Raw genomic sequence first — 23,330 nt, 5'->3', positions numbered from 1 at the left:
CGGGATGATTTATGACCAATGCACTGGAAATCGAGAGCCTCACCAAGACCTACGGTGACGGGTTTCAGGCGCTCAAGGGGATTGATCTGCATGTCGCTGAGGGTGATTTCTTTGCTTTGCTGGGCCCCAACGGGGCTGGCAAATCCACTACCCTTGGCATTGTTTGCTCCCTGGTGAACAAGACAGCCGGCAAAGTGCGGGTGTTCGGATATGACACGGATACCCACCTCTCTGACGCCAAGCTGAACCTCGGCGTGGTACCCCAGGAGTTCAACTTCAACCAGTTCGAGAAAGTCTTCGATATCGTAACTACTCAGGCCGGCTATTATGGGATTCCGTTCAAGCAGGCCTCTGCGTCCGCCGAGAAGTACCTGAAAAAGCTCGGTCTCTGGGACAAGCGGAATACCCCGGCCCGGATGCTGTCCGGCGGCATGAAACGCCGCCTGATGATTGCCCGGGCCCTGGTCCACGAGCCAAAGCTGCTGATTCTGGACGAGCCGACCGCCGGTGTGGATATTGAACTCCGCCGTTCCATGTGGACCTTTCTGGAGGAGATTAACCGCCAGGGCACGACGATCATCCTGACAACCCATTACCTCGAGGAAGCGGAAGCCCTTTGCCGCAACATCGCCATTATCGACCATGGCAAGATCCTCAAACACACGAGCAAGAAAGCCTTGCTTCAGCAGTTGAGCGTCGAGACTTTCGTGCTGGACACAGAAAAGTCCCTGGATTCCGCGCCAGAGCTGAACGGTTTTCCGACACGCCTCGACGCCGAGGGCGCACTGGAGGTGGAAGTGGAAAAAGGTCAGGGGCTTAACCAGGTATTTGTGGAGCTTGAGCGGCTGGGCATCAAGGTTGTCAGCATGAGAACCAAAGCCAACCGGCTGGAGGAGCTGTTCATTCGCATGGTTGAGGAGAACGCCGCCGAATCCGCCAGGGCGGTGGAGGGTGCAGCATGACCCCGCATGCGATATTCACAGCCTTCAGCACCATTGTTGTCCGGGAGGTGCGCCGGTTTACCCGTATCTGGGCGCAGACCCTGTTGCCGCCTGCCGTCACCATGACCCTGTATTTCATTATCTTCGGTAACCTCATTGGCTCCAGGATCGGCGAAATGGGCGGTTTCGATTATATGTCGTTTATCGTGCCCGGGCTGATCATGATGGCAGTCATCACAAGCTCCTATGCCAACGTGGTGTCGTCGTTTTTCTCCATGAAGTTCCAGCGCAGCATTGAGGAGCTTCTGGTGTCTCCGGTTCCCAACTGGGTTATCCTTGCCGGGTATGTGACCGGAGGCATGGCGCGGGGGCTTGGTATCGGCCTGATTGTCACGTTGCTGTCACTGGTGTTCACCCGCTTGTCGATCCACAACCTGCCCATGATGGTTATTACGGTGTTCCTGACGTCCGCACTGTTCGCACTGGGCGGTTTCATCAATGCCATGCTGGCAACCAAGTTTGATGACATCTCCATCGTGCCCACATTCGTTCTCACGCCCCTGACTTATCTGGGCGGCGTGTTCTACAGTATCGATCTGCTTCCGGGGTTCTGGCAGGGCGTATCCATGGCCAATCCCATCCTGTACATGGTGAACGGCTTCCGATACGGAATTCTCGGCGTGTCAGACGTTAATCCGTTCGTTTCTCTTGGTATGATTCTGGCTTTCATCTCCGTGTTGGCATTCATCGCCCTCAGAATGCTCGAGCGTGGTAAAGGCATTCGCCACTGATTTCAGGAACCCCTATGGCACTCAATGATGCGCCGCTTGGCAAGACAAGCGATTACCCGGACAGCTACGACCCGGGCCTTTTGTTTCCCGTCGCGAGGGAGGAAAATCGCCGCCGTCTTGGGCTGGAAGACGGCCGCTGGCCATGGTTCGGCGAGGACCTGTGGCAGGCCTGGGAAATCTCCTGGCTGCGGCCAAATGGTGTGCCGGAAGTGGCCTGGGCAGAGATAGTCTTCCCAGCGGCTTCGCCTTCAATCATCGAATCCAAATCGCTGAAGCTGTACCTCAATTCGCTGAATCAGGTGGTGTACTCCTCCCGAGAGCAGGTGGCAGAGGTGATCACCCAGGATCTGTCCAGCGCTTGCGGCGGTGCGGTACAGGTTAATCTGTTGAGTGTGGACGAATCCGGAGAAGCGATTGGCCGCCCTGAAGGGTTCGAGTTGATTGATGACGAACCGGTCAGCGACGTGGTTTATGAGTATTCACCCGATTCTCTCAATGCCGGCAATGAGGTGGTGACCGAGCAGCTGTGTTCCCATCTGCTCAAGAGCAACTGCCCGGTGACGGGGCAGCCGGACTGGGCCACTTTGCTGGTAAGCTACACTGGCCCGAGGATCGACCGGGCTGGCTTGCTGCGATACGTCGTGAGCTTCCGGCAGAAACAGGATTTCCACGAGCATTGTGTGGAAACGGTGTTTACCGATCTGATGAGCCGATGCAACCCGGAGTCGTTGACTGTCGTTGCCCGATATACGCGGCGGGGCGGGTTGGATATCAACCCCTGGCGGAGCACAGAAACCGGCAAGGGCGCCGGGCCTCGGTTGATACGTCAGTAAGAAGAATTGAGTTGAGCGCAGGGACGCGCCTCAGGAAACATCCTCTTCCCGTCGCAGACGATCGGCGGCGTCTTCCAGGGCAGTCAGGATGGCCTGGCGTTCCTTCTCGGTAATCTTGTCTGAATCCAGATACATGGCAAAGCCACTGTGCTCGTGCTCAAGGAAGCTGCGGTTGGGGCCCATATCGCGCCGGAAATCCACCACCTCATAGATTGGCACCGGTCTGCCGAAACCTTTCACAGTAATTTCGCCCTTGTCCCGGCACATGATCTTGTCCTTGATCAGCGAGAAGGTCTCGTAGGAAACCAGTATTTCACCCGGTTCTGCCAGCGATTCAAGCCGGCTGGCAAGATTCACCTCCTTGCCGATGATGGTGTAGTCCATCCTGTTTTCCGCACCGAAGTTGCCTACGGTTGTGTAGCCGGTGCTGATCCCCATTCGAATTTCCAGCGGGGTCTTGATGCCCTGGCTGCGCCATTTCTGGCGCATGATCTTCATGTGCTTGCGCATCTCGATGGCCATGGAGACGCAGGCAAAAGCGTCCTCCCGCTGGCCCCGGCTGGTTGGGTCGCCAAAGAACACCATGATGGAGTCGCCAACGAATTTGTCGATGGTGCCGCCGTACTTCAGGGCCACTTCCGACATTTCGTTAAAGTAGTGATTCAGTAGTTCGGTCAGGGCTTCAGGCTCCATTTCCTCGGACAGCTCGGTGAAGCCCTTGATGTCAGAGAAGAACACCGCCAGCTTTTTCCGCTGGGTTTCCAGTCGCACATCCCGCTCGCCCGTGAAGATGGACTGCCAAACCTGAGGCGAAAGGTATTTGGAAAGTTTGTGTGAGAGCGCGATGGACTGCTCACGCTGATTCTGGATCTGGGTCTTTGCCAGCATGAGTGCGCGTGCCTGCTGGTGCGAGTAGTAGGCTGTGACACAGATATAAAGCCCGGTTGAGAGAATCGACACAATGCTGGTGAGCAGAGGCGAGTGTGGACCGTCCGCCGGCCCAAGGATAGCGACAGAACCAGCAATGGCTGCGGCCATGAAGACGGTGCCCATAAGCCACTGGCGGATGCCGCCGACAATCAGGCAGCTGAACATCAACATCAGCGCGACCGCCAGGGAGGGAATAACGATCAGCCCGATGCAGCCGATAAACGCGCCGCCGACAACACAATCGAAAATCAGCATCTTCTGTCGAATGCGTGGGGAATTTCTGAGGAACGTCCGACGGGTCAGGGCGTGGGCTATGTGGGGCCAGGTGAGCGCGCCGGCCACCAGCCAAAGCAGCCAATGGGCAAAGACACCTTGCAGAACACCGGTTACGATAATGGCGGCGGTTGAGGTATAGGCCAGGATCCGACCGTTGTAATCGGGCATTGGCGGAATGGCAATCGGGTTGCCCGATGCCTCAGACGCCAGGGATCTGCCTGCGGAGCTGCTGGCATTGCGCAAGTCTGCCGGAGCGCTCATCATTTCAGAAACGGATCCTGCCAATTAGCATGTCACGGAACATGACCCAGTCGCCCATCAGGCTGTACAGTGGGTACTTGAAAGTAGCGGGTCGGTTTTTCTCAAACTTGAAATGGCCTACCCAGGCAAAGCCATAGCCAATAACGGGCAGAGCCAGAAGCCACAAGAGCTTGCCTGACGTCAGGGCCCACAGGGCCACGATCAGAACCAGCAGGCTGCCGACAAAGTGCAGACGGCGACAGGTCACGTCGCTGTGTTCTTCAAGGTAGTAAGGATAGAATTCGGAAAAGCTGTTGAAGGTTTGCTGGTTGCTCATTGTGTTGCCACTCATCGTTGTACGACCGCGTCATTTATAATTGTTGGCAGACCCGACTACGACCAAAGGTTAACAGCATTACGTACAAGCCACAATTCACAGCCGGGAATTATGGTCGTACCGAATTTTTGAAATCCATCAGAACAGCGATCAGACAGCGAGCAGATATGATAGCAGTTACCGATTTCCTTCTTAGCCGTTCGTCAGAGCCCAGGCTGGAGTCGCCTGCACCGGACCCGGCAACCCTTGACCGTGCGTTTGCCTGCGCCGCTCGCGCTCCTGACCACGCGCTGCTGAGACCCTGGCGTTACCTGGTTATAGAGGGCGAAGGCCTTGAGGCGCTGGGCGAACTGTTTGCCGCCACCTGCGCCAATAACAGCGACGAGAAAGAGATCGAGAAGCTCAGGCGTGCACCTCTCAGGGCGCCAATGGTGATCGTGGGTATCGCATCGCCCAGAACGCATCCCAAAGTACCTGAAGTCGAGCAGTTGATGTCCGCCGCAGCCGGCATGAGTTTTATTGAGCTTGCCTTGCAGGATGCCGGTTACGGAGTGATGTGGAGAACGGGCGGTGTTGCCTACCATTCCTCGGTTCACGCCGGGCTGGGGCTGGAAGAGCATGAGCAGATCGTCGGCTTTCTCTACACCGGAACAGTCTCCGCCTCCAAACCGGCGGTTCCCAGGCCGGCGGTTGATGAATTTGTGAGTCACTGGCCCTGATACGCTGCCCGAATTCCCCCGGTCCTCGCCGGGGGAAGCAGCTTGCCGCTTTTTCCTGTCCGCTCCTTGTGTACTTTTCCCTGACAATTGATTTGCCACTGGCCAGGGCCCGCCAATACTGACTTTCCTGACAAATTTACGCTCCACCTGAATTCTGGCATCCAGCTTGCTTCAGCCCTCTCAAAGAGCACAGCCGGCAAAAACAGCTCGGCATACCAGTGCAGTTTTCGGGAGGCAACATGGCAATTACGTTTGATTCGGCTCTGGGCATTCATCAACACGCGGTTGAAGCGCGTGTTAAACGCGCCGAAGTTCTGGCAAACAACCTGGCGAACGCCGACACCCCGGGCTTCAAGGCGCAGGATCTGGATTTTCAGGCAATGATGCGGAAGGCTCAGGAGCAGGTCAGCGGATTCCAGATGGCCAAAACCCATGACGCGCATATGGATACCTCGCCATCGGCCTCGGAAAGCGATTTGATGTATCGGGTTCCCCATCAGCCGTCGGTTGACGGCAATACGGTAGACGCCCAGCAGGAGCAGACCCGTTTCATGCGCAACGCAATGGATTTCCAGGCCAGTTTCCAGTTTTTGAACAGCAAGTTCAGCGGTTTGACCAAAGCCCTCAAGGGCGAATAAGCCGCAGTCACAGGATTAGCGAAGGAGAATTCTCATGTCACTGGGCAGCATTTTTGACATCGCCGGTTCCGGCATGACCGCGCAATCACTGCGGCTGAACACAACCGCGTCGAACATCGCCAATGCGGAGACCGCAAGTTCCAGCACGGGCGAAACCTATCGGGCCCGAAAGCCGGTTTTCTCGGCCATTCAGCAGTCCATGATGAACCCCGGGCAGGGCGGTTTTCCGATGGCTGCCGATGAGGGGCCAGGCGCGGGTGTAAGAGTTGAGGGTATTGTTGAGAGCGATGCTGAACTGCAGATGCGTTACGAGCCCCATCACCCGGCGGCCAATGAAGACGGATATGTCTATTACCCCAACGTGAATGTGGTCGAAGAGATGGCGGACATGATGTCGTCGTCCAGAAGTTTCCAGATGAATGTGGATGTCATGAACACTGCCAAGTCCATGATGCAGCGCATTCTGACTCTTGGTCAGCAGTAACAGGGTGAGGAGCACAACATGACTGCAGTGAATGCAACAGATGCGTCGGATGTTCTGAGCCAGTACCAGCTGAAGCAGCAGAATGGCGGCCAGGGCACCAGCGAGCTGGGCCGGAATGAGTTTATGGAACTGATGCTGGCGCAGCTGAAAAACCAGAACCCGTTGGAGCCGCAGGACAACGGTGAATTCATCTCCCAGCTGGCGCAGTTCAGTTCGCTGGAGGAGATGCAGAATCTCTCCGGTACGGTTGAGGATGTGGTTGGGCAGTTCCGATCCACTCAGGCGCTCCAGGCGTCGGCCATGGTGGGCAAAACCGTGCTGGCGCCTTCCCAGATCGGGATCCTGGGTGCCGAAGGTGAAATTACCGGAACCATTGAAGTGCCCGCCTCCACGGGCGGCCTGCGCCTGTCCATCGAAGGACAGAACGGTGAGCGGGTACGGCAGATTGATATGGGCACTAGCCAGGCAGGTGTTGTGTCCTTCCGCTGGGATGGTCAGGACGGCAACGGCAATCCCTTGCCGCCGGGCCCCTACCGAATTGTGGCAGAAGCTTCCTATCCCGATGGGCCGCAGCAGCTGGGCACCATGGTGAGTGCCAATGTGGATAGCGTGTCACTGGGCCAGAGCGGCTCGATAACACTGAATCTTGCGGGCATGGGCTCTATTGCCCTGTCTGATGTGAAACAAATTAACTGAGACCGGTGAGACACCAAGGGGTGAACCATGGCATTTAATACAGGTTTGAGCGGCCTTCGTGCGGCATCGGTGGATCTGGACGTCACCGGCAACAACATTGCGAACGCCAGCACCGTTGGCTTCAAGGGCAGTAAGGCCCAGTTCGGCGATCTCTACGCCAGTGGCTTTTTGAGCGCCGGCACCAACCCGATCGGTGACGGTGTTCGGGTCCAGGACGTAAAGCAGTCTTTCGGCCAGGGCAATATCAGCTTCACGGACAATGGTCTGGATATGGCGATTGCGGGCGATGGTTTCTTTATCCTGAATAACGGCGGTGAAATTCGTTATTCCCGTGCAGGGCAGTTCGGCATTGATAAGGACGGCTTTGTAACGAACAACCAGAATATGCGGGTGCAGGGATACACCGCCGATGAAGACGGTAACCTTTCCGGTATTCGAGGCGATCTGCAGATTGAAACCGACAACCTGGCGCCACGCCGGACCACAAATCTCGTTTCAGATCTGAACCTGGATTCGCGGGAGCCCGTGCTTGAAACCCGGGTTCGGGACATCGGGCCAATTGCCGCAACGGATCTGCAGGGTGAGAGTTTTGATGTGCTTTATAACGATGGTACGCCGGACTTCAACGTAACCATCGGGGCTACAGCGACAGCCCGAGAGGCGGCCGCCGCAATTAACGATGCGCCTGGCCTCAGCGCGTCTGCCACCACGACCGTGACGTTTGATGGTGCCAATCAACTTGATGACACTTACATCTCGAACGCGGGCCCGGGTAATTTTGCATTCAGTCTGAGCATCAATGGCTCTCCGCTTGCCCTGGATACCAGCAATATCACATCGCTGCAGGATCTCGTCGACTCTATCAATAATTCCTCTGAGACCGCCATTTCAGCATCGATGGTGGATGACGGTTCGGGCAGCAATAATGTGCTGCGTGTGATTCATAACCAGGGCGAGACGCTGAGCTTTTCCTTCGATGACGACGGCGATCTCAGTAACGGGGGTGAAACCTCCGATACGGTTCTCGGTGACGTGAATGCGACGGCGGACAGAGTTGTTTCCGGCATTGATGATGCCTCCAATGGCGATTTTGAGACGGCATTTAATAGCTCTCCAATCCGGATAACCAATGAGTTCAACCCTCTGGATCAGCGGACCTACAACCACGCCACCTCTACCACCATCTACGACAGCCTGGGCAACTCCCACGAGTTCACCCAGTTCTTCGTAAAGGAGCCTTCTCCGGGCAGTGGTGTCGGTGTAAGTGAGTGGTCGGTTTACCTGCAGATTGATGGGGAAATGGTCGCTGGCACAGACACTACGCCCTATACGGCCCGTTTTGATCAGAACGGAAACCTGCAATCAATTGATGGTGACCCGGCCGGCGAGATCGTGATCACCGATTGGGTTCCTAAGGACGAGAACGGCCAGCCAAATGGGGCAGATGGTCCTCCTGCGGACCCAACCTCGGTGGTGACTCCGATTCCGGAACCGCCTACATCTTCCGCATTTGTATTGAACCTTGCTGACACTACTCAGTATGGGGCGGCATTCGGTGTAAACGATCAGCAGCAGAACGGTTACACAACGGGCCGTCTCTCAGGCCTGGACGTATCGGATCAGGGTGTTCTCTTCGCCCGATATACCAATGGCCAGTCACAGGCTCTCGGTCAGGTTGCTTTGGCTTCCTTCAATAACACAAACGGACTGTCGCCTGTGGGGGATACGTCCTGGGTCGAAACCTTCGAATCGGGCCAGCCAATCATCGGCGCCCCGGATACAGGGACTCTGGGCTCTATTAAAGCCAGCTCAGTGGAAGAATCCAACGTGGATCTCTCGGCCGAACTGGTCAACCTGATCATCGCCCAGCGAAACTATCAGGCCAACGCCAAGACCATCGAAACCTCCGATGCGGTCACCCAGACCATCATCAACCTCCGTTAATATCGCGATCTAGCGAACATGGCATGACTCCTGCAGGAAGACTGGAAACAGTCAAAATTCCGGCAGGAGTTTTCCCATGGACAAAGCCCTCTACATCGGTATGTCAGGCGCCAAGCAGAATATGCTGGCCCAGCAGGCCCATGCCAATAACCTGGCGAACGTCAGTACCACCGGCTTCAAGAAAGACTTCGCCCAGGCCCGCAGTATGCCTGTCTACGGGGAACATCATCCCACCCGCGCCTATGCCATGACAGAAAGACCCGGCACCGACCTTTCCGCCGGTGCGCTGATGGAAACCGGGCGCAAGCTGGATGTGGCGGTAGAAGGTGAGGGGTGGCTTGCCATCCAGAACGATCAGGGCGAGGAGGTCTTCACCCGCAGCGGCAGCCTTCAGGTGGATGTCAACGGCCTGGTGCGCCTGGCCAACGGCGAACTGGTGCTGGGCAATGGCGGGCCGGTGGCGCTTCCCCCGTTTGACAACGTCGAAATTGGCGCCGATGGCACCGTTTCAATTGTTCCTGTGGGTGGTCCACCGGACCAGCTGGTGGAAGTGGACCGGCTGAAACTGGTCAGCCCGCCCCCGGAAGCCCTGGAAAAAGGTCTCGATGGGCACATGCGCCGCAAGCCGGATCAGGCTGTGGATGGTCCGGAACCACCGGATGCAAACCAGCGGGTCGCTTCCGGATTCCTTGAAAGCTCCAACGTGAATGCGGTGGAAGAAATGATCTCGAACCTTCAGCTGTCCCGGCAATACGAGATGCAGGTGAAGGTCATGACCACCGCCAATGAGAATTCCGAAGCAACGGCACGGCTGTTGCAAAACCTTTAAGTAACGACTGAACACATTGGCCTGGCGGGCCTGAAGCGGCAAAAAATGGCCGCCTGACTGCCCGCCGGCAAGGAGTAAGCAGCATGCATCCAGCACTTTGGGTCAGCAAGACCGGGTTGAGCGCTCAGGACACCAACATGTCCACCATTTCCAACAACCTGGCGAACGTCAATACCACTGGCTTCAAGCGGGACAGGGCCGTGTTCCAGGACCTTCTGTACCAGATCAATCGGCAACCCGGTGGTCTGACAACCCAGAACTCTGAACTGCCCTCTGGTCTCCAGTTGGGTACGGGTGTGCGGGTTGTCGGCACCGCCAAGCAGTTCTCCCAGGGCAACCTGCAGATCACCGAGCAGCCCCTGGATATGGCCATCAACGGACGTGGTTTCCTCCAGGTTCAGTTGCCCGATGGGCAGATTGCCTACACCCGGGACGGTCAGTTCCAGCTCAACGCCAATGGGGACGTAGTCAACCCGGATGGCTACCCGCTGGAACCAGCCATCAACGTGCCGGAGAACGCCACCAACATAACCATTGGCAAGGATGGCACCGTCACGGCAGTAACGGATGATCAAGCCGCACCGGTCAACCTGGGCCAGATTACCCTGGTGGATTTCATCAATCCCCAGGGCCTGCAGGCTATCGGTAACAACCTGTTCAAGGCGACCAATGCCAGTGGCGATCCTGCCGAAGGTGAGCCCGGGCTGGCGGGGCTCGGCAGTATCGAGCAGGGTTCTGTGGAGTCGTCCAACGTTGAGGTGGTCGAGGAGCTGGTGAACATGATTACCACCCAGCGTGCCTACGAGATGAACTCGAAAGTGGTCTCCACAACCGACCAGATGCTCCAGTTCATTACTCAAAACATTGGCTAACGCCGCCAGAGGTGACGTCATGAAACTGATGACTTCAAACCGGACAACCCGAAGCGCCAGCACATTGGCGATGGTGCTGTTTCTGGTCCTGTTGCAGGGTTGCACGGCCATGAGCCGGCCCCGGGCAGTTCCGGATGACCCAGAGTTTGCACCGGTTCGCCCTCAGGCCATGATGCAACGGGACAGTGCCTCCGGTTCCATCTACCAGGTCTCACGGAACTACAACTTCTACGGCGATACCGTGGCGTTAAACGTGGGTGATGTGCTCACGGTGATCCTTGAAGAATCCACACGGGCCAGCAAGAACGCGGAAACCAGCATCACCAAGGACAATGAAGTCACGCTGCCAGAGCCGACCATCCTTGGTAAGAGCAATTTCGGGATCAATACCTCCCTGAATCACGAACGTGATTTCGAGGGCAGCGCTGAAGCAGACCAGAGCAACAGCCTTGCCGGCAGTATCACCGTCACCGTAACCGAAGTGCTGCCAAACGGTGTTCTGAGGATTCGTGGGGAAAAATGGCTGTCGCTGACGAATGGTGATGAATACATCCGCCTGACTGGCCTGGTTCGCCCCCAGGACATCCAACCTGACAACACAGTGGCGTCCAATCGGATTGCGGATGCCCGGTTTGCCTACGGCGGAACCGGTGATTTTGATCAGGCAAACCAGATGGGCTGGCTGGCGCGGTTCTTTAACAGTGAGTGGTGGCCTCTATGAGCTTTCGCCGTTTGATTGTCTGGGTGCTTGCTCTGGCTGTGGTTTCAGCCCCGGTTTTGGCGGACCGCCTGAAGGATCTGTCGCGGATCAAGGGTGTTCGCAATAACCAGCTGGTCGGCTATGGACTGGTTGTAGGCCTGGATGGCACTGGCGACAGTGCTCCGTTCACCAACCAGACCTTCCGCAACATGATGAACCAGTTCGGCGTTACCTTGCCGGAGGGGGTCAATCCAAGTCTCGCAAACGTGGCGGCAGTGACGGTTAGCGCGAATCTGCCTCCCTTTGCCAAGGCGGGCCAGGAAATTGATATCACCGTGTCTTCCATCGGCAACGCGGACAGTCTGCGTGGCGGCACCTTGCTGATGACACCGTTGAAGGGTGCTGATGGTCAGGTTTATGCCATGGCACAGGGCAGTCTGGTGGTTGGGGGCTTCGGTGCCCAGGGACAGGACGGTTCGCGGATCACCGTGAACGTTCCAAGCGTTGGCCGGATTCCCAATGGCGCCACTATTGAACGGGAGGTGGCTTCGCCGTTCAGCCAGGGTGACACCATTACTTTCCATCTCCTACGCCCGGATTTCACAACCGCACGCCGGGTAGTTGAGGCTATTAATGGCCGTCTCGGACCTGATATGGCGTATGCCCATGATGCCACATCGGTTTCCGTGCGCGCGCCGCGGGATCCTTCCCAGCGTGTCAGCTTCCTGTCGATCCTTGAAAACATCGAAGTGGATCCGGCCGAGGATGCGGCAAAAGTGGTGATTAACAGCCGCACCGGCACCATCGTGGTTGGCCAGAATGTTCAGGTTAGCCCGGCAGCGGTCACCCACGGCAACCTGACCGTGACGATTCAGGAAAATCCCAATGTGGAGCAGCCGAATCCTTTCGCCGGCGGTGACACCGCCATTGAGCAGGATTCCCAGATTGCCATTACTGAGGAACCGGCGCGGATGTTCAAGTTCGGTCCCGCCGTCACCCTGAACGAGATTGTACAGGCCGTGAATCAGGTGGGTGCGGCTCCGGGCGACGTTATGGCGGTACTCGAAGCCCTGAAGCAGGCTGGTGCGCTGCGCGCCGAGCTGATTGTTATCTAGGTGATGTGATGCAGGACTACAAGGTTCAACAGGCCCAGGTTTATACCGACTTCAACGGTCTCAATGCGTTGAAAGCCCAGGCTCGCACTGACAAAGAGTCAGCTCTGCGCGAAGTAGCGCGCCAGTTCGAGAGCCTGTTCCTGTCTGAAATGCTGAAGTCCATGCGTAAGGCCGGCGACGTCTTCTCCGAGGGCAACTACCTGAATAGCAATCAATCCGAGCTATACCGGGATATGTTCGACAGTCAGATGAGTCTGACCATGGCGGGAGGCAAGGGCAGTGGCCTTGCCGAGGCGCTCGTGCGCCAATTGAGCAAACAGATTCCGGGTATGGACAACGAGGGCGGCAAGCTTACTGGCCACAAGGCAAGTCTTGCGGATTACGATCGAAGCCTGCCTGCTCTGACTCCCCAATTGCCTGATAGCGTGCAGCAAGTGACTGCCGTTGCAGAGAAGGCAGCATCACCAGTGTCTGCCACGCCCTCGAACCTGCCAGAGCGGTTCGAGTCTCCGGAGCATTTCGTGACCGAGCTGTTACCGATGGCGGAGCGGGTTGCCCGTGACTCCGGCATTGATCCGAAGCTCATGGTGGCCCAGGCCGCCCTGGAAACCGGCTGGGGCCGGCACATGATTCGAGGGGAGCAGGGCGAACCCAGTTTTAACCTCTTCGGCATCAAGGCGGATAGCCGCTGGCAGGGCGATGCGGTATCCATAACCACTACGGAATACCGGGAGGGTTTGCCCATGAAAGAGCAGGCCAGCTTCCGAGCTTACACAGATTACGAATCCAGCTTCCGGGACTATGTCTCGTTCCTGGAATCCAACCCCAGATACCGGGAGGTGTTATCCGTCGCCGACCAGCCTGAAGTGTTTGCTGAGAAGCTCCAGGAAGCCGGCTACGCCACTGACCCCAACTACGGCAGCAAGATCCGCCAGATCATGAACCGTGATTCACTGATGACACTGTCCATGGGCAGTGACGGGATGAAGGAGTAAACCTTATGGCAGGGCTGATAGGTATTGGTCTGACCGGCATCCTTAGTCATCAGGCTGCGCTGAACACCACGGGCAATAATATAACCAACGCCAACACACCGGGTTATAGCCGTCAGGAAGTACTGTTCGAGACTCAGGAAGGCCAGCGGACCGGCGCGGGCACGATTGGCAGCGGTGTCAACATTGCCGACATTCGGCGCCTGGCCAATGAATATCTGGTGCAACAGGTCCGGGAAGACAGCACGCTTTTTGGAGAGCAGGAGGCCCTGAATTCCGAGCTGTCCAGGCTTGATAATTTGCTGGGTGGCGAGACCACCGGGCTCAGTACTGCGTTGAACAATTTCTTTGCCAGTCTTCAGAACGCTGCAGAGGATCCCACCTCTTTACCACAGCGCCAGCTGGTTCTGAGTGAGGCACAACAGGTTGTAAACCGGTTCCAGGCGCTCAACCAGGAGTTTATCCAGCAGCGGGAATCCATCAAGACCCAGATGCAGCAGGGTATAAAGGATGCCAACACGCTTCTGAAGAGCATTGCCGAACTGAATCTGGCGATTTCCGAATCACCCGGGATTGCCCAGGGACAAATGCCGAATGAACTGCTGGACAAGCGTGATGAGAAACTCCGCCAGCTGTCCGAACTTGTGAATATAAAGGTCAGTCCTGCGGATGGCAGCCAGGTCAACGTGTCTCTGTCCAATGGGCTGTCGCTCGTGGTTGGCAGCAATGCGGCGACTCTTGGTACCCGGGAGAACGCTGAAGATCCGACCCGCCTTGAGTTTACCCTGAGTAATGGCGGCCGGACGCTCAACATCGATGAACAGATCAGTGGTGGCAAACTTGGTGGCCTGCTGCGTTTCGATACTGAGGGATTGAAGCCCGCTTTTGATGAGTTGGGCCGGATTGCCATTGCGCTGTCTGACACTATGAATCAGCAGCATGAAATCGGTATGGATCTGGAGGGTGATCTTGGTGGCCGGTTTTTTACGGATATCAACTCTCTCGAAGCCCAGCGCAGCAGGGTTGTGGCGAATGGCAATAACGCTCTGGCAAGCACCGGGCAGCTAGCTGTAGAGATAACCGACAGCGCCGCTTTGCCTGCCGGGCGATGGACGTTGCAGTTCAGCGGCGATGGCCGGAATTTCGAATTGATTGATCAGGCGAGCGGCAAGACGGTCAACCAGGGCCGGCTGCCGGATCCTGTCCAGTCCGAAATCAGTATGCCCGGGTTCAACATCCGTGTTGAAGGGGGCACGTTCAGCGCCGGCGACAAATTCCTCATTCAACCCAGTCGCAATGCTGCTGAGAGTATCGGCCTGGTTGTCAGTCGTGAAGAGGATCTGGCCTTTGCCAGCCCCATTCGCGCGACCTCCAGCGACGATAATATCGGCACGGGCAAAATTGATCAGGGCCAGATGCTGGATGTCAGAAATCCGTTCACCAATTCGCTCTTGCCCGGTTTTCAGAACGCCGGTGAATTGGCAAATGGCCCTCTCACTGTCTCGTTCTCGGCAGGCGGTCCAACAGGCCTGCAATATGAGGTGACAGAAGCGCCACCCTCGGGACTTGTTGTCGCCAGTGGAAGTTATGATCCGCAGCAGATCAACACGCTGTTCGAGGAGGATCCTGCGGTCGCCGGGGCGCTGTATCAGGGGTTCCAGTTCCGTATGACGGGTGAACCCGCGGTTGGCGATACCTTCACGATTGAGTACAACTCGAACGGTGTTTCGGATAATCGCAACGCTGAGCTTCTCGCTGCCCTTGGCACGGCAAACACACTCAATGGTGGCAGCCAGAGTTTTGCCGAAGGATACGCCGGTCTGGTTGAGGATATCGGTGTCAAAACCCGCCAGAGCCAACTCGACGTGGACGCAGGCAGGACGCTTCTTGAGCAGTCCACCAACCAGCGGGAGTCTGTCTCGGGAGTCAACCTTGATGAGGAAGCCGGCCGCCTGATCCAGTATCAGGCCGCATACAATGCCTCGGCCCAGGTGATGTCGGTGGCCCAGGACCTTTTCAATACCCTGTTGCAGAGTTTCCGGTAACGGTTGAGGTGATGTGACATGATCAGAATTTCATCACAGCAGATTTTCTCGGGCGGTATTAACCGGCTTCAGGAACTCAATACCAGTCTGAACAACACCCAGCAGCAGATTTCGACTGGCCAGAGGGTGAACAAGCCTTCCGACGATCCGGTAGCTGCAGCGCGAATTCTGAAGCTGGATCAGGAGCTTTCCCGGGTTGAAACCTATCAGCGCAATGTTGATCTGGCCGAAAACCGGCTGAATCAGGAAGAAAGTGCATTGGAAAGCTCGATCGATGTGATTCAGCGGATCCGGGAATTGACCGTTCAGGCTGGCAATGGATCGCTGTCTGCCAACGACCGACGCTCGATTTCTTCCGAGCTCGAGGAACGCCTGGGGCAGCTGGCGAATATTGCCAACACCCGGGACGCGTCTGGTGAGTTCATCTTTAGCGGATTCCAGGGCTCGGTAAAGGCCTTTGAGCAAAATGAATTTGGTAGCTGGACCTATCAGGGCGATGAGGGGCAGAGGGTCCTGGAGATTGATGATGGCGTTACGGTTCCCATAAGCGACAATGGCAAAGATATCTTTGTGAGAGTGCCGGCTGCTGTAACTGGGGAAAATACATCGGTTACATCCGGTTCGTCCATTTCAGGTGTTTCGTTGGTCAATGAAGCGGATCTAAAGGCCGCTTTTCCCGGAACTTTCCCGGATGACATAACGATCCAGATAGATGATAACGGAGCAATAACTGCATCAAGTAGCAGTAATCCCTCTTTGCCAGTGACACCTAACGTCTATGTCAGTGGAGAGCCGTTTGAAGTTGCTGGCGTAGAAGCGACAATTACCGGTCCTTTGCCAACGGCTCCTTCTGTCGATAGTTACACGCTCAAGATAAACGAAAAGCAGTCGGTGTTCGGCACCATCGAAAACCTGATTGCCGGTCTTAACAGCATCGACAAGAGCAGTCCCGGGGGGCAGGCCGAGTATGATGACCTGATTGCCAATTCGCTGATCAATCTGGATAACGCTCAGGAGAGCATTCTGCTGAAGCAGACGGAGTTGGGTGGTCGGATGAACGCAGTTGAATCCACCAAGACCTTCCTTGAGGATTCGTCTGTTTACACCAATGAAATAAGGTCGCAGCTGCAGGACCTGGATTATGCCGAAGCGATCAGTAATCTGAGCTTCCAGAGCTTCGTGCTGCAGGCAGCCCAGCAGTCATTTGCTCAGGTTTCCCAGTTGTCGCTGTTCGACCGACTGTAAATAATTGAAGCCGCGGGCAGATCTGTCCGCTGGCTTATTGCTTTCGCGATTTAGCTCAGTATAATCCCCAACACTCTCCGATGGCGGCGTGGTGAAATTGGTAGACACGACGGATTCAAAATCCGTTGGGGTAAAACCCGTGGCGGTTCGAGTCCGCCCGCCGCTACCATCTTCTTTCCTTCGGCGTCGTTAACAGTCTTCCATGAATGTCTCCGATTTTCATTTTGACCTGCCGGACGAATTGATCGCCCGCTACCCGCTCAAAGATCGAAGCGCATCAAGGTTGCTTTGTCTGGATGGTCTTTCCGGCAAGCTTGATCATCGCGTTTTCAGTGAACTTCCTGATCTGCTTCAGCCCGGTGACCTGCTGGTGTTTAACAACACCCGGGTGATCCCTGCGCGCCTTTTCGGCAAAAAGGAAACGGGTGGGCAGGTAGAGGTGCTTGTCGAGCGGGTGACCGGGGAACATGAAATTGTTGCCCATGTCCGCGCCTCCAAGGCTTTGAAGGAAGGGCAAAAGGTTCTCCTTGAAGATGGCACCTGTCTGCGTATGTCAGGCCGCGATGAAGCACTGTTTCACCTGGTGTGTGAAAGCGAGGAACCGGTATTGGACGTGTTGGAGCGCATTGGGCATATGCCATTGCCGCCCTACGTTGACCGGCCGGACGAAGCCACAGACCGGGAACGCTATCAGACCGTTTACGCCCGGGAGGCCGGCGCCGTCGCAGCGCCGACGGCAGGGCTTCACTTCGATGAAAGCCTGCTTGAGAAGTTGGCCGCCTGCGGGATCGAAAGTACTTTCGTGACGCTGCACGTCGGGGCCGGAACCTTCCAGCCGGTTCGTGTGGACAGAATCGAAGATCACACCATGCACAGCGAGGTGGTCAATGTTCCCCAGGATGCCGTCGACGCCGTAGAGCGAACCCGCGCGAGGGGAGGGCGTGTGGTGGCTGTGGGCACCACGTCGGTTCGCTCACTTGAGTCTGCAAGTCGTGGCGGACGCTTGAGGGCGTTCACTGGTGAGACTGATATCTTTATTTACCCGGGCTATCGGTTCCAGACCGTTGATGCCCTGATAACCAATTTCCATTTGCCGGAATCCACCCTGATCATGCTGGTCAGCGCCTTCGCCGGCTATGACAATGTGATGGCGGCCTACCGGGAAGCGGTGAAGGAACGCTACCGCTTTTTCAGTTACGGCGATGCCATGTTCATTGCCGGACAGGAACCCAGCCGTGGCATGTTGCTGGGGGCGGCCGTGGAATCCAATGAATCCGGTACTGATAATGCCGGGGAGGCCTTGTGACGCAAACCTGTTTTATGTCGTTCGAAAAACTGGGCGAGGATGGGCGTGCCCGTCGTGGCCGGCTGACGTTCCCCCGGGGCACGGTTGAAACGCCCGCCTTCATGCCGGTTGGAACATACGGCACTGTGAAGGGCATGTTGCCCCGCGATATTCATGAGATCGGCGCAGAAATTATCCTCGGTAATACCTTTCACCTGATGCTCCGGCCAGGCACCGAAGTGGTCAAGGCCCATGGTGATCTTCATGATTTCACCCAATGGCAGGGGCCGATCCTGACCGACTCCGGCGGCTTTCAGGTATTCAGCCTGGGCGAGATGCGAAAGATTACCGAGGAAGGGGTTACCTTCCGTTCACCGGTCGATGGCTCTCCGGTGGAGCTGTCTCCGGAAATTGCCATACAGGTCCAGCGGGACCTTGGTTCTGACATCGTCATGATTTTTGACGAATGCACGCCTTACCCCGCCACCGAACGCCAGGCAAAAGACTCCATGGAGCTGTCACTGCGCTGGGCACAACGCAGCAAGGATGCCCATGAGGGGAATCCTGCAGCATTGTTCGGCATTGTCCAGGGTGGTATGTACGAAAACCTGCGGGACCGCTCTCTGGAGGGTCTTACAGACATTGGCTTCGATGGTTATGCCATAGGTGGCCTTTCGGTTGGCGAGCCAAAGGAAGACATGATCCGGATTCTGGATCACTTGCCACCGAAAATGCCTGAGGACAAACCACGTTACCTGATGGGCGTGGGCCGGCCGGAGGATATCGTGGAGGCCGTTCGGCGTGGCGTCGACATGTTCGACTGCGTGATGCCGACCCGCAATGCCCGAAACGGCTACCTGTTCACTTCCACCGGGATTGTAAAAATCCGCAACGCGCGGCATCGTCACGACACTGCCCCTCTGGATGAACGCTGTGACTGTTACACCTGCAAGAATTTTTCGAGAAGTTATCTGCATCATCTCGATAAATGTGGAGAAATGCTGGGTTCGCAGCTGAATACAATCCATAACCTTCGGTTTTACCAGAACCTGATGGCTGGATTGCGTGGGGCCATTGAAGCAGGTACATTGTCGGACTTTGTAACCGACTTCTATGCCCTGCGCGGAGAGACCGTTCCGCCTCTGGGCAATGTTTGATCTATTCGCTAAACCAACGGAGATATTCAATGAAATCTATTAAAATGCTCGTTGCCGGCCTTTTGGCTCTGATGCCTGCTTTTGCCATGGCGCAGGACCCGGCTGCACAGGGAATGGGTGTTATGGGCCAGGTCATCTTTTTTGCTGGCTTCATTCTGATTTTCTATTTCCTGATCTGGCGCCCGCAGTCCAAGCGAGCGAAAGAGCATAAGGCGCTGATGTCTGGCCTGAACAAGGGCGACGAGGTTGTGACCTCCGGTGGTGTTGCCGGCAAGATTACCAAGGTAACTGACGATTTTATCGTTGTGGAAGTTGCCGATAATGTCGAGATCAAGGTCCAGAAAGTAGCCGTGGCCGCGGCTCTGCCCAAGGGCACGCTCAAGGACATCTGAGCGGGGCCATTTAGCCGGCCATCCCTGGTGGCCGGTCTGAATCTTCCTGGCTGAAACACCAAGGCCGGCCATCAGGCCGGCTACAAGGGATCCCATGCTGAACAAGTATCCGCTTTGGAAAAACCTGGTTATCCTGGTCGCGCTCGTGATCGGGTTTATCTACGCTTTGCCCAACCTCTTCCCCGACGATTACGCCATTCAGATCACAGGCGCCCGGAGCAGCACAGAGGTGAATGCCGGTGTGCTCGAGAGGGCTGTCGATGTGCTGGAAAGCCAGGGTATCGAGGTGAAAAGCAGTACTCTTCAGGATCGGGATGCTCTGATCCGTCTCACCAACTCTGAAGACCAATTGCAGGCTCGCCCACTGGTGCAGGCTACGCTTGGCAACGAATACCTGGTTGCGCTGAACATGGCGGCTTCCACGCCGGGATGGCTGAAAAGCCTGGGTGCCGGCCCCATGAAGCTGGGCCTGGATCTTCGCGGCGGCGTTCACTTCCTCCTGGAAGTCGATATGGAGACCGCGGTAAGCCAGCGACTCGAAGCCATGTCCGGCCAGATCAAGCGAGAGCTGCGTGAAGAGCGGATCCGTTATCGTGGCGGGGATGTGGAAGACAGTCGTCAGATTGTTCTCAGCTTCCGCGACGAAGAATCCCGCACCGAAGCCTTCAACATGGTGCGTGACCAGTACAACGAATTCCTTCTGGATGAGCAGACCGAGGGTGATGAGTTCCTCCTGGTGTTGACCCTGTCTGAGGCGGAAGTAACGGCGATCCAGGACTACGCCCTGGAGCAGAACCTTACCACCATCCGTAATCGGGTGAATGAGCTTGGTGTGGCCGAGCCCCTGGTTCAACAGCAGGGCGCCGACCGCATTATCGTTGAGCTCCCCGGCGTGCAGGATACCGCGCAGGCCAAGCGTGTACTTGGGGCCACAGCAAACCTCGAGTTCCGCATGGAGGCCCGTCAGGACGCGCCGAGCAGCGAAACCGAAGAGTTCGGTTTCCGCGATCAACCACAGCGCACCGCCCGCCTTGAGCAGGAAGTCATTGCCACCGGTAATAATGTGGCCAATGCCCAGCAGGCCTTTGATGAGAACGGTCAGCCCCAGGTCAATATCACCATGGATTCCGTTGGTGGTGATCTGATGAATCGCGCCACCCGCAATGCGATTGGCCGCCGGATGGCCGTGCTGTTCATCGAATACCGTACGGAAACCGAAACCAGAATGGTTGACGGTGAGCCTCAGGAAGTTGAAAACCGCGTAGTAGAGAAGGGCATTATCAGCCTGGCTACTGTGCAGTCCGCGTTGGGAAGCAGCTTCCGTATTACCGGTCTTGATTCCATCCCGGAGGCGGCAGAACTCGCGTTGCTGCTGAGGGCCGGTGCGCTGGCGGCGCCAATGTACTTTGTTCAGGAAAGGACAATCGGCCCCAGCCTTGGTCAGAAGAATATTGATGCCGGCATGATGTCGGTGGCGCTGGGCTTCGGTCTGGTGCTGCTGTACATGCTTGTCTATTACCGTGGGTTCGGTGTTGTCGCGAACATTGCGCTAACCCTGAACCTGATGCTTCTGGTGGCGTGCATGTCGATTCTGTCGGCAACGCTGACCTTGCCGGGTATCGCCGGTATCGTTCTGACCGTGGGTATGGCGGTAGATGCCAACGTGCTTATCTTTGAGCGTATAAAGGAAGAGCTCAAATCCGGTGTGCCTCCCCAGACGGCTATCAATTCCGGTTATTCCCGAGCCTTCGTTTCCATTTTCGATGCCAACATCACCACCTTGCTGGTTGCCGTCATTCTGTTTGCCATGGGTTCCGGCCCGGTGAAAGGCTTTGCGGTTACCCTGTGCATCGGGATCCTCACGTCGATGTTCTCTGGCCTGATGGTCAGCCGCAGCATCGTGAACCTTATTTACGGCGGCCGCAGGGTCGAGAAGCTGTCGATCGGAGGAAAGCTCGCCAATGTCTGAAGATCAAAAGCAACCGTTTGATTTCATGGGCTTGCGGAAAATTGCTTCCGTAATCTCTATCTCGCTGATCGTTGTGTCCATTGCCCTCCTGGCCGTTCGTGGTCTGAACCTGGGGATGGACTTTACCGGCGGCACGTCCGTTGAATTTGAATATGCAGAGGCGCCGCAGCTCGATGAAATCCGGTCCAGGCTCGATGCCGCCGGCTATGAGCAGTTCTCTGTCCAGAACTTTGGAGCCGACACCACAGTGCTGGTGCGTATGGCCGAGGCTGACAACGATCAACTGGCCCCCGAGGTAACCCGAACCCTGAAAGAGGGTGGCGTGGAGTTGGAGCTCGTTAGTTCCGAGTTTGTGGGCTCCCAGGTTGGCGAGGAGCTCAAGGAAGATAGCGGCCTTGGCCTGCTGATTGCCCTGGCGGTCGTGCTCATCTATGTGGGAATGCGCTTCCAGTTCAAGTTCGGTATTGCCTCGGTGGTGCCCCTGGCTCACGATGTAATTATCGTTCTGGGTGTCTTTGCCCTGTTTCAGTGGACCTTTGATCTCACGGTGCTGGCGGCCCTGCTTGCTGTAATCGGCTACTCGCTGAACGACACCATCGTTGTAGCTGACCGTATCCGGGAAAATTTCCGCAAGATGCGCGTTGGTGAGCCCTGGGACATTATCAACGAATCGATTCATCAGACCATCGCCCGGACAATCAATACCTCCGGCACAACTCTTGTGGTGCTGTTCGCCCTGTATTTTCTGGGTGGTGAGGCGATCAACAACTTTGCCCTGGCACTGATTATCGGTGTGGTTGTTGGTACCTATTCTTCCATCTACGTGTCTGCCAACCTCCTGATGGTTATGGGCGTGTCCCGTGACGATCTGATCGTGCCGCCGAAAGAAGGTGCCGAAAACGAGGACGAGGAAGAGCAGCCGCCGGAATGGCTGAACAGGATGTAATTTGATCTGGTCCTGTCGTTTCGGGCATAAAAAAACCGCCACATGATGTTGGCGGTTTTTTTGTGTCCGGAAAAGCCTGGCGCTTTAGCGTGGCAGCCGGCCCCGGAACGGGTGCAGTACTTTCAGAACTTCCCGGAACAGTTTCGGGTTTGCCACTACCAGCTGGCGGGCATTGCCGGTAGACGGGTTGCCGGAGAAATCGCCGGTCAGTGCGCCGGATTCCATGGCGAGTGTGACGCCCAGATCCAGATCGGTCGCCTCGGGGCGGAAAATGATCGCCGCATCCATCAGGCCCGCTGAAACTCGGGCAATATCCAGGACCACACAGCCTGACGTGCGGAACATGCCAGAATCCCGTGCCAGTACCGCGGCCATTTCGCCCCAGAGCATTGGATCTTCGCTCTTACGGGCCTGGTCCAGCAGGTTGGTTGCAATCGCGGCATTTTCTGGCAGTTTGATTTCCGAAGCACGTACCCGGCGGCTATTCAATGCGGCGCCGTGGCCACGGCTGGCGGAATATTCCTCGCCGGTAACGGGGTTCACCAGCAGCAGGTTTTCGGTACGGTTATTCTTCTTCTGGGACAATGCCAGAGCAAACTCCGGAATGCCCCTCAGGAAATTCTCACGCCCCAGGACCGGGAAAATATGCCAGCTTTTCTCGCTGGTTCCCGCATTCGCTTCGTTCAATGGCGCGATGCTGTGGTCCTTGTAGGCCTTTTCGAGCTGCTCGGCAAAGTTATCGTAAATAGACTGCTCAACCCGCTCCAGCTGCCGACGGCGTTCTGAGTCGTCTTTACCGGTGGGTTCCTGGCGCTCGAAATGGGCTTTCAGATAATCGGACCCCTGACGCGCGACGCGCAGGGCCATTTTAATAGCTGGTTGCATCTGAGTGTTCATTATCCGGGTGTGTGAAGGCCGGGTATCATAGCAAAAGATCACCCCGCTTGTATGTTT

At 56.5% G+C, this 23,330-nt stretch carries 23 protein-coding genes and 1 tRNA gene; 21 read left to right on the top strand and 3 right to left on the bottom strand.

The features are described 5' to 3' along the window. Positions 1-11: 11 nt before the first annotated feature. From WA411_RS12525 to queF, 3 genes are read left to right on the top strand one after another with little or no spacing between them, the layout of a single operon-like run. Complete coding sequence (locus WA411_RS12525) at positions 12-962, top strand: ABC transporter ATP-binding protein (RefSeq protein WP_153634650.1); 951 nt, start codon at positions 12-14, stop codon at positions 960-962. Further along, on the top strand, positions 959-1,732 hold the full coding sequence (locus tag WA411_RS12520) for an ABC transporter permease (protein WP_222464344.1): 774 nt from the start codon (positions 959-961) through the stop codon (positions 1,730-1,732). The genes WA411_RS12525 and WA411_RS12520 overlap by 4 nt, the downstream gene beginning before the upstream one ends. A gap of 14 nt (positions 1,733-1,746) precedes the next feature. Then, complete coding sequence (gene queF / locus WA411_RS12515; RefSeq protein ID WP_291907551.1) at positions 1,747-2,565, top strand: NADPH-dependent 7-cyano-7-deazaguanine reductase QueF; 819 nt, start codon at positions 1,747-1,749, stop codon at positions 2,563-2,565. Positions 2,566-2,595: 30 nt separating this feature from the next. Here queF and WA411_RS12510 read toward each other — a convergent pair whose 3' ends face one another. After that, positions 2,596-4,035 (bottom strand): adenylate/guanylate cyclase domain-containing protein, encoded by a 1,440-nt coding sequence (locus WA411_RS12510; RefSeq protein ID WP_209397884.1) that lies wholly within the window; start codon positions 4,033-4,035, stop codon positions 2,596-2,598. A 1-nt stretch (position 4,036) separates the two neighbouring features. Then, on the bottom strand, positions 4,037-4,348 hold the full coding sequence (locus WA411_RS12505; RefSeq protein ID WP_153634647.1) for an Mpo1-like protein: 312 nt from the start codon (positions 4,346-4,348) through the stop codon (positions 4,037-4,039). 167 nt (positions 4,349-4,515) lie between these two features. Here WA411_RS12505 and WA411_RS12500 point away from each other — a divergent pair, with 167 nt between their 5' ends. The 18 genes from WA411_RS12500 to secF all read left to right on the top strand — a co-directional run bounded on the left by WA411_RS12500 (position 4,516) and on the right by secF (position 22,376). Next, complete coding sequence (locus tag WA411_RS12500) at positions 4,516-5,067, top strand: nitroreductase family protein (RefSeq protein ID WP_291907548.1); 552 nt, start codon at positions 4,516-4,518, stop codon at positions 5,065-5,067. A 239-nt stretch (positions 5,068-5,306) separates the two neighbouring features. Continuing rightward, on the top strand, positions 5,307-5,705 hold the full coding sequence (flgB, locus tag WA411_RS12495) for a flagellar basal body rod protein FlgB (RefSeq protein ID WP_291907546.1): 399 nt from the start codon (positions 5,307-5,309) through the stop codon (positions 5,703-5,705). Positions 5,706-5,739: 34 nt separating this feature from the next. After that, complete coding sequence (gene flgC, locus WA411_RS12490; protein WP_069184968.1) at positions 5,740-6,189, top strand: flagellar basal body rod protein FlgC; 450 nt, start codon at positions 5,740-5,742, stop codon at positions 6,187-6,189. A gap of 18 nt (positions 6,190-6,207) precedes the next feature. Continuing rightward, positions 6,208-6,885, top strand: coding sequence for a flagellar hook assembly protein FlgD (locus tag WA411_RS12485; protein ID WP_291907544.1), 678 nt, complete (start codon positions 6,208-6,210; stop codon positions 6,883-6,885). A gap of 27 nt (positions 6,886-6,912) precedes the next feature. Beyond that, a complete protein-coding gene (locus tag WA411_RS12480) occupies positions 6,913-8,829 on the top strand; it encodes a flagellar hook protein FlgE (RefSeq protein WP_069184969.1) in 1,917 nt (638 codons plus the stop codon). A gap of 76 nt (positions 8,830-8,905) precedes the next feature. Then, positions 8,906-9,658: a flagellar basal body rod protein FlgF gene (locus tag WA411_RS12475; protein ID WP_153634643.1), complete on the top strand. Its 753-nt coding sequence runs from the start codon at positions 8,906-8,908 to the stop codon at positions 9,656-9,658. An 83-nt stretch (positions 9,659-9,741) separates the two neighbouring features. Continuing rightward, on the top strand, positions 9,742-10,530 hold the full coding sequence (gene flgG, locus WA411_RS12470; RefSeq protein ID WP_069184971.1) for a flagellar basal-body rod protein FlgG: 789 nt from the start codon (positions 9,742-9,744) through the stop codon (positions 10,528-10,530). A gap of 19 nt (positions 10,531-10,549) precedes the next feature. Continuing rightward, the gene (flgH, locus tag WA411_RS12465) at positions 10,550-11,251 is read left to right on the top strand and encodes a flagellar basal body L-ring protein FlgH (RefSeq protein WP_370385329.1); all 702 of its coding nucleotides are present in this window, start codon (positions 10,550-10,552) and stop codon (positions 11,249-11,251) included. Further along, positions 11,248-12,345 carry a flagellar basal body P-ring protein FlgI gene (locus WA411_RS12460; RefSeq protein WP_136632093.1) on the top strand — a complete coding sequence of 366 codons (1,098 nt, stop codon included), beginning with the start codon at positions 11,248-11,250 and terminating at the stop codon, positions 12,343-12,345. The genes flgH and WA411_RS12460 overlap by 4 nt, the downstream gene beginning before the upstream one ends. A gap of 8 nt (positions 12,346-12,353) precedes the next feature. After that, positions 12,354-13,340, top strand: coding sequence for a flagellar assembly peptidoglycan hydrolase FlgJ (gene flgJ / locus WA411_RS12455; protein WP_291907541.1), 987 nt, complete (start codon positions 12,354-12,356; stop codon positions 13,338-13,340). 5 nt (positions 13,341-13,345) lie between these two features. After that, on the top strand, positions 13,346-15,382 hold the full coding sequence (flgK, locus tag WA411_RS12450; protein WP_291907539.1) for a flagellar hook-associated protein FlgK: 2,037 nt from the start codon (positions 13,346-13,348) through the stop codon (positions 15,380-15,382). Between the two features lie 18 nt (positions 15,383-15,400). Beyond that, positions 15,401-16,627 (top strand): flagellar hook-associated protein FlgL, encoded by a 1,227-nt coding sequence (flgL, locus tag WA411_RS12445; RefSeq protein WP_291907537.1) that lies wholly within the window; start codon positions 15,401-15,403, stop codon positions 16,625-16,627. Between the two features lie 82 nt (positions 16,628-16,709). Then, positions 16,710-16,796: transfer RNA gene (locus WA411_RS12440), tRNA-Leu, on the top strand. 33 nt (positions 16,797-16,829) lie between these two features. Beyond that, complete coding sequence (queA, locus tag WA411_RS12435) at positions 16,830-17,933, top strand: tRNA preQ1(34) S-adenosylmethionine ribosyltransferase-isomerase QueA (protein ID WP_291907535.1); 1,104 nt, start codon at positions 16,830-16,832, stop codon at positions 17,931-17,933. A gap of 14 nt (positions 17,934-17,947) precedes the next feature. Continuing rightward, on the top strand, positions 17,948-19,069 hold the full coding sequence (gene tgt / locus WA411_RS12430) for a tRNA guanosine(34) transglycosylase Tgt (RefSeq protein ID WP_069184977.1): 1,122 nt from the start codon (positions 17,948-17,950) through the stop codon (positions 19,067-19,069). Positions 19,070-19,098: 29 nt separating this feature from the next. Beyond that, positions 19,099-19,461 carry a preprotein translocase subunit YajC gene (gene yajC, locus WA411_RS12425; protein WP_069184978.1) on the top strand — a complete coding sequence of 121 codons (363 nt, stop codon included), beginning with the start codon at positions 19,099-19,101 and terminating at the stop codon, positions 19,459-19,461. Between the two features lie 94 nt (positions 19,462-19,555). Then, positions 19,556-21,430 (top strand): protein translocase subunit SecD, encoded by a 1,875-nt coding sequence (gene secD, locus WA411_RS12420; protein ID WP_291907534.1) that lies wholly within the window; start codon positions 19,556-19,558, stop codon positions 21,428-21,430. After that, entirely contained in the window at positions 21,423-22,376 is a 954-nt protein-coding gene (secF, locus tag WA411_RS12415) for a protein translocase subunit SecF (protein ID WP_209397874.1), read from the top strand. The genes secD and secF overlap by 8 nt, the downstream gene beginning before the upstream one ends. 84 nt (positions 22,377-22,460) lie before the next feature. On the opposite strand, the gene WA411_RS12410 is transcribed toward secF, so the two are convergent. Beyond that, positions 22,461-23,261, bottom strand: coding sequence for an inositol monophosphatase family protein (locus WA411_RS12410; RefSeq protein ID WP_069184981.1), 801 nt, complete (start codon positions 23,259-23,261; stop codon positions 22,461-22,463). Between the last annotated feature and the right edge of the window lie 69 nt (positions 23,262-23,330).

This window comes from Marinobacter sp. CH_CUG1437-1 (assembly GCF_037029655.1).
Lineage (GTDB): Bacteria > Pseudomonadota > Gammaproteobacteria > Pseudomonadales > Oleiphilaceae > Marinobacter > Marinobacter salsuginis.
Note: the sequence above shows the minus strand (reverse complement) of the source record. Positions and strands in the feature narration are given on the sequence as shown.